This window comes from Saccharothrix sp. BKS2 (assembly GCF_047689505.1).
In the GTDB taxonomy this organism is placed as follows: domain Bacteria; phylum Actinomycetota; class Actinomycetes; order Mycobacteriales; family Pseudonocardiaceae; genus Actinosynnema; species Actinosynnema lopnurensis.
The window spans coordinates 460,710-468,931 of record NZ_JAUQOL010000007.1 but is presented as its reverse complement, the minus strand read 5'-3'; the positions used below and the strand labels follow the sequence as shown (position 1 = coordinate 468,931).

General features: G+C 71.7%; 6 protein-coding genes. All 6 read right to left on the bottom strand.

Features of this window, described 5'->3' with window-relative positions; translation table 11 throughout:
* Window positions 1-179: 179 nt before the first annotated feature.
* The 6 genes from Q5530_RS17895 to Q5530_RS17870 all read right to left on the bottom strand — a co-directional run bounded on the left by Q5530_RS17895 (window position 180) and on the right by Q5530_RS17870 (window position 8,199).
* Entirely contained in the window at window positions 180-1,172 is a 993-nt protein-coding gene (locus Q5530_RS17895) for a glycine betaine ABC transporter substrate-binding protein (protein ID WP_415363651.1), read from the bottom strand.
* Entirely contained in the window at window positions 1,169-1,921 is a 753-nt protein-coding gene (locus Q5530_RS17890; protein WP_415363649.1) for an ABC transporter permease, read from the bottom strand. Before Q5530_RS17890 ends, Q5530_RS17895 begins: the two co-directional genes overlap by 4 nt.
* Entirely contained in the window at window positions 1,918-3,030 is a 1,113-nt protein-coding gene (locus tag Q5530_RS17885; protein WP_415363646.1) for an ABC transporter ATP-binding protein, read from the bottom strand. Before Q5530_RS17885 ends, Q5530_RS17890 begins: the two co-directional genes overlap by 4 nt.
* Entirely contained in the window at window positions 3,020-3,670 is a 651-nt protein-coding gene (locus Q5530_RS17880; protein WP_415363643.1) for an ABC transporter permease, read from the bottom strand. The genes Q5530_RS17885 and Q5530_RS17880 overlap by 11 nt, the downstream gene beginning before the upstream one ends.
* 300 nt (window positions 3,671-3,970) lie before the next feature.
* Window positions 3,971-6,802 carry a discoidin domain-containing protein gene (locus Q5530_RS17875; protein ID WP_415363641.1) on the bottom strand — a complete coding sequence of 944 codons (2,832 nt, stop codon included), beginning with the start codon at window positions 6,800-6,802 and terminating at the stop codon, window positions 3,971-3,973.
* The gene (locus Q5530_RS17870) at window positions 6,781-8,199 is read right to left on the bottom strand and encodes a glycoside hydrolase family 43 protein (RefSeq protein WP_415363639.1); all 1,419 of its coding nucleotides are present in this window, start codon (window positions 8,197-8,199) and stop codon (window positions 6,781-6,783) included. Before Q5530_RS17870 ends, Q5530_RS17875 begins: the two co-directional genes overlap by 22 nt.
* Between the last annotated feature and the right edge of the window lie 23 nt (window positions 8,200-8,222).

The following is an 8,222-nucleotide window of genomic DNA, read 5'->3' as shown; positions in this document are numbered from 1 at the left end:
GGTCCGGGGGGCGAGGTCCGGGGGGCGAGGTCCGGGGGGCGAGGTCCGGGGGGCGAGGTCCGGGGGGCGAGGTCCGGGGGGCGAGGTCCGGAGTGCCCGGTCCGGAGTGCCGGGTCCGGAGCGGCACCGGGTTCTCGCCGCGGTCGTCCCACCGAACCGCCCGCCGAACCACCCGCCGGTCAGGGCGCGGGCACCGAGACGAAGCCCTCCCGGACCAGCCAGTCGCGCGCGACCACGGCCGGGTCGCGGCCGTCCACGTCGACCTCGGCGTTGAGCTCGCGGATCGTGTCGTTGTCGAGCTTCGCGACGATGGGCGCGAGCACCTCCCGCACCCTCGGGTGGGCCCGGTCGAACTCGTCGCGCAGCACCACCGCGGCGTTGTACTGCGGGAAGAACCTCTTGTCGTCCTCCAGCACCACGAGGTCCAGCGCCAGGATGCGCCCGTCGGTGGTGAACACCTCGCCGAAGTTGCACAGCCCGTCGGCGGTGGCGGTGTAGATGGTGCCGGTGCCGAAGGTCTTGACCTGCGCCGAACCCGGGTCGAACCCGTAGGCGCGGGCCACGCCGGGGAACCCGTCGTTGCGGCTGACGAACTCGGTCTCCAGGCAGAAGACGCCCTGGGCCGGGTCGCGGCGGATCAGCTCCGCCATGTCCGAGGTGGTCCGCAGGCCGTGGGTCTCGGCGAAGGGCCGGGTGACGGCGAAGGCGTAGGTGTTGTTCACCGCCGAGTAGTCGAGCCAGGCGAGGCCGTTGCGGGCCAGGTCGGCGTCGCGGACGGCCTCGTACTGCTCCTGCTCCCCCGGGATCGGCTCGGTGTTGCCCAGGTAGCTGATCCACCCGGTGCCGGTGTAGTCCCACGACAGGTCGATGTCGCCGGTGATCAGCGCCTGGCGCGAGCTGTTGGAGCCCTGGATGTTGGTCATGTCCCGCACGTCCGCGCCGGCCGCCACCAGCGCGACCTCGGCGAGGTAGCCCAGGACCTGGTTCTCGGTGAAGTCCTTGGAGCCCACCGCGACGTCCACCCCGGCCAGCTCGGGCACCGGCCGGATCGAGCCGGGCCCGACCTCGAACGGCAGCGCGAACGACGACTCCAGCCCGCAGCCGGACGCGAGCAGGCCGGTGGCGGCGAGCGCCAGCGCCGCCAGCCGCCGGGCCGTCGGTCCCCCGCTCATCGCAGCCCCTTCGGTCCGAGGTAGGTCTCGGCGACCGCGCCGAGCCAGTCCACCAGCAGCGCCAGGCCCACGGCGAGCACGGCGCCGGTGATCAGCACGGTGACCCGGGCGAGCTTGTAGCCGGTGTCGATCAGCAGCCCCAGCCCGCCGCCGTTGACGAACACCGCGAGGGTCGCCACGCCGACCGCGTGCACCAGGGCGGTGCGCAGCCCGGCCAGGATCAGCGGCACGGCCAGGGGCAGTTCGATGCGGCGCAGCACGGTGGCGGCGGACATGCCGATGCCGCGACCGGCGTCGACCAGCGCCGGGTCGACGCCCTGCAACCCGACCATGGTGTTCCGCAGCACCGGCAGCAGCGTGTAGAAGGCGATCGGCAGCACCGCCGCCCACAGCCCGTCCAGGCCGGACACCAGGAAGAACAGCACCAGGATGCCGACCGCCGGTGACGCCTGGCCGATCGTGGCGATGCCCAGGAACACGGGCGCGGCGCGGCGGGCCCACCGGCGGGTCAGCACCACGCCCAGGGGGACGGCCACCACGAGGACCAGCGCGGTCACCGCGAAGCTGATCACCAGGTGGTCCCAGGTGGCCGACGCCAGCGCCGGGGCGTTGATGCTCTGCCGCTCGATCGAGTCGAGGTCCCGGGAGAACGCCCAGGCCAGCACCCCGCCGACCAGCACCAGCACGGCGATCGGCTGGATCAGCAGCCGCAGCCGGTCGGCGCGGCGGACCTGTGCCGCGGTCGTCACGTGACCACCTCCGCGTGGTCCTCGCGCAGCTTGCGGACCGTGCCGATGACCGCGTCCATCTCGACCACGCCCACGTACTCGCCGCGCGCTCCGGTCACGACGGCCGCGCCGCCCTCGGTGAGGATGGCCTCCAGGGCGTCCTGGAGCGTCGACTGGAGCGACACCGAGTCGCCGACCGGGCGCGGCTGCCGCGGGTCGCGGGCGTGCACCCAGCTCACCGGCCGGTTGCGGGCGTCCAGGAGCAGCGCGTACTGGTGCCCCGACCCGGCCAGCCTGCGGCCGACCTCGGCGGGTTCGTCGCCCACCGACGCGGTCACGGCCTGGCTGAGCTCGACCTCGCGCACCCGGCGCAGCCGCAGCTGCTTGAGCGAGGCCCCGGCGCCCACGAACCCGGCGACCGTGTCGTCCGCGGGGTTGGCCAGGATCGCCTCGGGCGTGTCGTACTGGAGGACGTGGGACTGCTTGCCGAGCACCGCGATCCGGTCGCCGATCTTGACCGCCTCGTCGAAGTCGTGCGTGACGAACACGATGGTCTTGCGCAGCTCCGCCTGCAACCGCATCAGCTCGTCCTGGAGGTTGCCGCGCGTGATCGGGTCGACCGCGCCGAACGGCTCGTCCATCAGCAGCACCGGCGGGTCGGCGGCCAGCGCCCTGGCCACGCCCACGCGCTGCTGCTGGCCGCCGGACAGCTGCCGGGGGTAGCGGTCGCGGTAGTCGGCCGGGTCCAGCCCGACCAGGTCCAGCATCTCGTCCACCCGTTCGGCCACCCTGGTCTTGCCCCAGCCCAGCAGGCCCGGCACCGTGCCGACGTTCTGCGCGACCGTGAGGTGCGGGAACAGCCCGGCCTGCTGGATGGCGTACCCGATGCCGCGGCGCAGCTCGTCGGGGTCGAGCGACAGGGTGTCCCGGCCGTCGATGGTGATCCGGCCCGAGGTGGGCTCGATCAGCCGGTTGATCATCCGCATGGTGGTGGTCTTGCCGCAGCCGGACGGGCCGACGAACACCACGATCTCCCCGGCCAGCACGGTCAGGCTGACCGAGTCGACGGCGGGTTCCGACGCGCCGCCGTACCGCTTGGTCACGTCGACGAGCTCGATCTCACTGGCCACGGATCCCCCTGGAGGTGGTGAAACGGCCGATCAGCGCGAAGACGCCGTCCAGGACCAGCGCGAGGACCACGATGCCGAGGGTGCCGGCGATGGCCTGGTTGGTCGCGTTCGCGCTGCCGGCCCTGGTCAGCCCGGCGAAGATCTCTACGCCCAGCCCGGGACCGCGCACGTAGGCGGCGATGGCCGCGATGCCCATCAGCATCTGGGCGGAGATGCGGGTGCCGGTCAGGATGGCGGGCCAGGCGAGCCGCAGCTCGATCCTGGTGAGGGTGCCCAGCCGGGTCATGCCGATGCCCCGGGCCGCGTCCCGCACGGCGCCGTCGACACCGGACAGTCCCACGATCGTGTTGCGCACGATCGGCAGCAGCCCGTAGAGCACCAGGGCGACCACGGTCGGCTCCACGCCCAGCCCGAGCACCGGGATGAGCAGGCCGAGCAGGGCGAACGAGGGGATGGTGAGGACCGCGCTGGTCAGCGCGGTGGCGATGGTCGAGCCCACGGGGCTGCGGTACACCGCGACGCCGACCCCCACGCCGATGACCGCGGCCAGCACCGTGCACTGCACCACGGCGCTGACGTGCAGCAGGGCCTCCACCAGCAGGCGGTTCCACCGGTCGGCCACGAACTCCCAGAAACTCACGGCGACCCCCCACCGGACCCGCCCACCTGTTCGGGTGGGCGCCGGACGGGTACCCGTGGCGATCTTGAGGCGAACATCGCTCCCATCATCCGGGACATCATCCCGGATCAACCTGACGATCGCCTGACGATCGGGGGTCCGTGTGGGTCGTCGGGGCGCGTCTCGTGTGGACGGGTGGTCGATCCACAGTGCACGGAGCGTGATCCCGCCGGGGCGGCGACACACCGGATGATGTGGTGGTGGAACGGGTCCGGCCCGGGGGGGGTGGGCACCCCCGGGCCGGACCGCGGACCGACGCGGTTAGTGGACCTTCACCTCCGTCAGCGCGGTCTTGAAGCCCGACGCGTGGGTGAGCAGCACGCGCAGCCGCTGGGTGGTGACCGGGGTGAAGGTGACCCGGTTGTAGTTGGCGCGGGCCGCGGCCGGTTGCCTGACCTGCGACGGCACCGCGACCCAGGAGCTGCCGTCCCAGCGCTGGACGGTGTAGGAGGCGGGCGCTCGGTAGCGGTTGGCCGCCCGGTCGTCGCGGAAGTACAGGCGCACCTCCCCCACCGCGCGGGACTGGCGGAGGTCCAGCTCGTACCAGTCCTGGGCGTTGGGCGAGCCCGCCGTGCCCCACAGCGGTTCGTTGGTCGGCAGGTCGTCGACCGCCGCCGCGGTGGAGGTGCCCGACGCGGTGTAGGAGGCGGACACGGCGGCGCCGCGGGCGAGGTTGGGCGCGGTCGAGGTCAGGTTCACGCCGGCCTTGGCGAAGACGTCGACCACGCGCGCTCCGGTGTGGACCACGTCCTGGGGTGCGCGCAACCCGGCGAACGGCGTGCTGAAGCGGACGGTGCCGCTGCCGGACGGGAACGTGACGGCGCCGGTGGCCGGGTCGTAGAGCACGCGGGTCAGCCGGTCGACGGTGAACGCGCGGGTGCCGTTGAGGTAGACCGAGTAGCCCTCCGGCACGCCCTGGTAGCGGGTGACGCCGTCGGCGGGGTCGTCCCAGACGACGCTGAGGTCCAGGCCGCGGTAGCGCAGGTTGTTCACCGCGAAGTGGGACCAGCCGATGTCGATGGGCGACAGCTCCACCCGGGTGTCGGTGCGCGGGCGCAGGCCGGCCACGTCCTCGATGAGGGTCCAGTTGGAGCTGCCGAGGATGTTGTGGTGGATCCAGGAGCGGTAGTCGATGGTGCGGCCGGTGGGGTTCCAGTTGGCCCAGAACTCGTTGGCGTCGGGCCACTGGGTGTTGCCGCCGACGTACTGGGCCCAGGTGTTCCAGTACAGCAGTTTCTTGTAGTCCTCGGCGGTCGTCCACTGGTTGGGGTAGTTGCGCAGCACGGAGGAGTAGAAGCGGAACTGGACGGTGGAGTTGATGGTGGAGAAGTTGTTCGACCCGGGGTGCCCGGCCGCCGCCGCGGCGGCCTTGTCGCGCTGGTTGGCGGTGTAGAACGGGAACACCGGGTACTCGGCGGGGTCGGCGAACAGGCGCAGCGCCTGCTTGTACTGGTCGGTGTTGGGCATCAGGCCGACCGAGTACGGGTAGTAGTTGTTGATCTCCTTCCACGGCACGTGGGTGTTGGTCGAGACGTGCTTGTGCTCCAGCAGCTGCCGGGACGGGTTCCACAGGATGTTGATCACGCCGGTGCGGACGCGGTCGGCCAGGGCCTGCATCTCGTTGGCCTTGGCGGTGTTCCCGACCAGGGCGTACGCCTGCTGCGCGGCCGTCGCGCCGCTCCAGACGTAGGCGGTTTCGGCGCGGTCGAGGTTGCCGGGTCGCCAGTCGAAGGAGACGGCGTCGGCGTCGTTGCCGGTCATCGCGCCCCAGTCGTACTCGATGACGCCGTTGTCGTTGGTGTCGTAGGTGGCCAGTTGGCCCTTGGCGTCGCCCTCGGCGTAGCGGGCGAGGTTGCCGGCGATGGCGGGCTGGCCGCCGTGGACCTGGTAGCCGCGCCAGGCGGCCTCGGAGATGTACTGGGTGTAGGAGTTGGACCAGTTCTCCGGGTCGCCGGGGTTGTCCACGAACCGGCCGCCCTTCGACGACTGGCCCGCCGACAGCCACGGCCCGTAGGAGTACACCGGGTCGCGCAGGTACTTGAGGTCGTCGATGTGCATCGGCTGGGTGAGGGCGATGGCGTTGTTGTAGCCGGTCACGCCCTCGATGGAGACGGGGAACTGGAAGTCCTGGCCGGGGATGTCGACGTCGAGGTGGTTGAACCGCATCAGCCACCAGCGGTAGTAGATGTTCTTCTTGATCGCCGGGTCGGGCACGTCGAGGTAGGGGACGTTGTCGGCCCACCAGCGGTTGTGGTCGCGCACGTGGGTGGCGAACGCGTCGGCCGCCGTGCGGGCGCGGTAGGCGTTGTACTCGGTCAGCGACTCGGGGATCTCGTCGGTGACGAACCCCATGACCACCTTGGTGGTGAGCGACTGGCCGGCGGCGAGGGTGATCGACCGGTCGAGGCCGCCGTTCGCGGGCGTGAACCCGTCACCGGCCAGCCGGGGCCGGATGGTGGTGAGGTTGTTCTTCACCTGCCGCTGCCCGGTCAGCTCCGGACCGGTGGCGGTGGTGGCGTAGGGCGAGGTGGCGCGCAGGGGCAGCGTGGTGGTCGCCGAGCCGGTGTTGGTGACGGTCAGGTTGGTGACGGCGACGTTGTTGTGGGTGATGAACTTCGCGACGTCCACCCGCACGCCGGTCCGGGTGTAGACGCCCTTCCAGTGGCTGGGCGCCTGCCACCGGCCGGTGACCTGCTCGGTGAGCGCGCCCGAGCCCACGGTGATGGCGTAGGCGTTCTGGCTGCTGATGTTGTCCCAGTACGCGGCGTTGCCGCCGAACCCGAGCACACCCGGGTTGTGGGTGTACATGAACAGGCCCCGGCCCCGGGTCATCAGCCACGGGCCCGCCGGGTCGTTGCCGGGGCGGGCCAGCAGCCGGTCCACCCAGAAGTCGGTGCCGCCGGCCTCGGCGTCGTAGATGGCGCGCATGGTGCTGCCCGTGCTGTAGCCGACCGGCGGGGCGGGGACCGCCGGGCCGGAGAAGGTCGGGTAGCCGATGGTCTGCGCGGCCACCGCCTGCCCGGCGGGGACGAGCAGCGCGCCGAGCAGGGTGAGGACCGCCAGCCGGCGGGTCACGCGGCGAACGCTTGCCATTCCAGCACCCCCGTCGAGGAGTCGGGCTTCGAGGTGATCGACAACCGCAGCCGCGTGGTGCTCACGGCGGTGAACGTGGTGGTGTTGAAGGTGTCGCCCGCGACGCCGCACGCCGACTGGCCGGGCACGGGCGCGTAGGCGCTGCCGGTCCAGTGCTGCACCTGGCACGAGGCGGGCAGGTCGATGCCCTGGCCGTCGTCGAACCAGTAGGTGGACACGCGGTTGACCGATTTCGCGGTGGGCCAGGTGTACTCGACCCACTGCGTGCCCCGCTCCGGCCAGTTGCCGTAGGCGAGGTTCGAGCGGTCCGCCGAGTTCGCGGGCGTGCCGCCGTTGTTGAGCGCGGCCAGCGACTCCCACGCCGAGACGTGCGAGGTGGACGCGGTCGCCGACGGGGCCAGGTCGCCGCCGCCCCCGCCGCCCGGGTTGGGCGGCGGCCCGGTGGTGGTCTGCACGACCTTGCGCATCGTGCCGTCGGCGTTGAAGTGCAGCAGGTCCACGGCCACCGAACGGCGGAAGTTGCCGCCGCCGGGCGCGTTGGCGTTGTGGTAGACGATGTACCACTGCCCGTTGAACTGCACCACACCCGCGTGGTTGGTGGTCGAGGAGACCTGGTCGAGCACCACGCCGCGGTGCGTCCACGGGCCCATCGGGTTGGTGGCGGTGGCGTAGCGCTGGCAGGCGTAGCTGGAGGAGGTGACGCAGCCGTTGGTGTCGTTGGCGGCGTACACCACGTAGTACAGGCCGTTGCGCTTGAACATCCAGGGCGCTTCCCAGAAGTTCGCCAGGCCGCTGGGCGTGACCACCGGGCCGTCCAGCTCGATCATGTTGGGCTTGAGCTTGGCGGCGCGTGCGCCCCAGTAGCCGCCCCAGTACAGGTAGGACTGGCCGTCGTCGTCGGTGAACACGGTCGGGTCGATGTTGAGCCCGGACGAGTTCGGGGTGCTGTCGCTGATCAGCGGCCCGCCCTTGGCGTCGCGGAACGGCCCCAGCGGGCTGTCGCCCACCGCGACGCCGATGTCCATCCACCCCGCGCCGTTGCCGTTGACCGAGGTGTACCAGTAGTACCTGCCGTCGCGCGGCTCGACCTCGCTCGCCCAGGCGTCCGCGCCCGCCCACGGGAACGTGGCGATGTTCGCGCGGGCGCCGTGGTCGGTCCAGGTCGCGGCGTCGGTCGAGGACAGCACGCGCCACTCGCGCATCTGGAAGTTGGTGCCGCCGGACGGCGCCTCGTCCCGTCCGGCGTAGACGTACATCGTGTTCCCGACGACCAGCGGGGCCGGGTCGGCGGTGTAGTAGGAGGTGATGATCGGGTTCGCGGCGAGCGCGGGCGGTGCCAGGGCGGCGACGAGCGCCAGGGCGGCGAACGGGCCGAACGCCCGCTTGCGGTTGGGCATGGTGGACTCCAAGGGGGTCGCGT

What these genes read in the sequence shown, in the direction of transcription:
- Q5530_RS17895 (WP_415363651.1), bottom strand. Translation starts at nt 1,172, where the DNA reads ATGAGCGGGGGACCGACGGCCCGGCGGCTGGCGGCGCTGGCGCTCGCC.
- Q5530_RS17875 (WP_415363641.1), bottom strand. Translation starts at nt 6,802, where the DNA reads ATGGCAAGCGTTCGCCGCGTGACCCGCCGGCTGGCGGTCCTCACCCTG.
- Q5530_RS17870 (WP_415363639.1), bottom strand. Translation starts at nt 8,199, where the DNA reads ATGCCCAACCGCAAGCGGGCGTTCGGCCCGTTCGCCGCCCTGGCGCTC.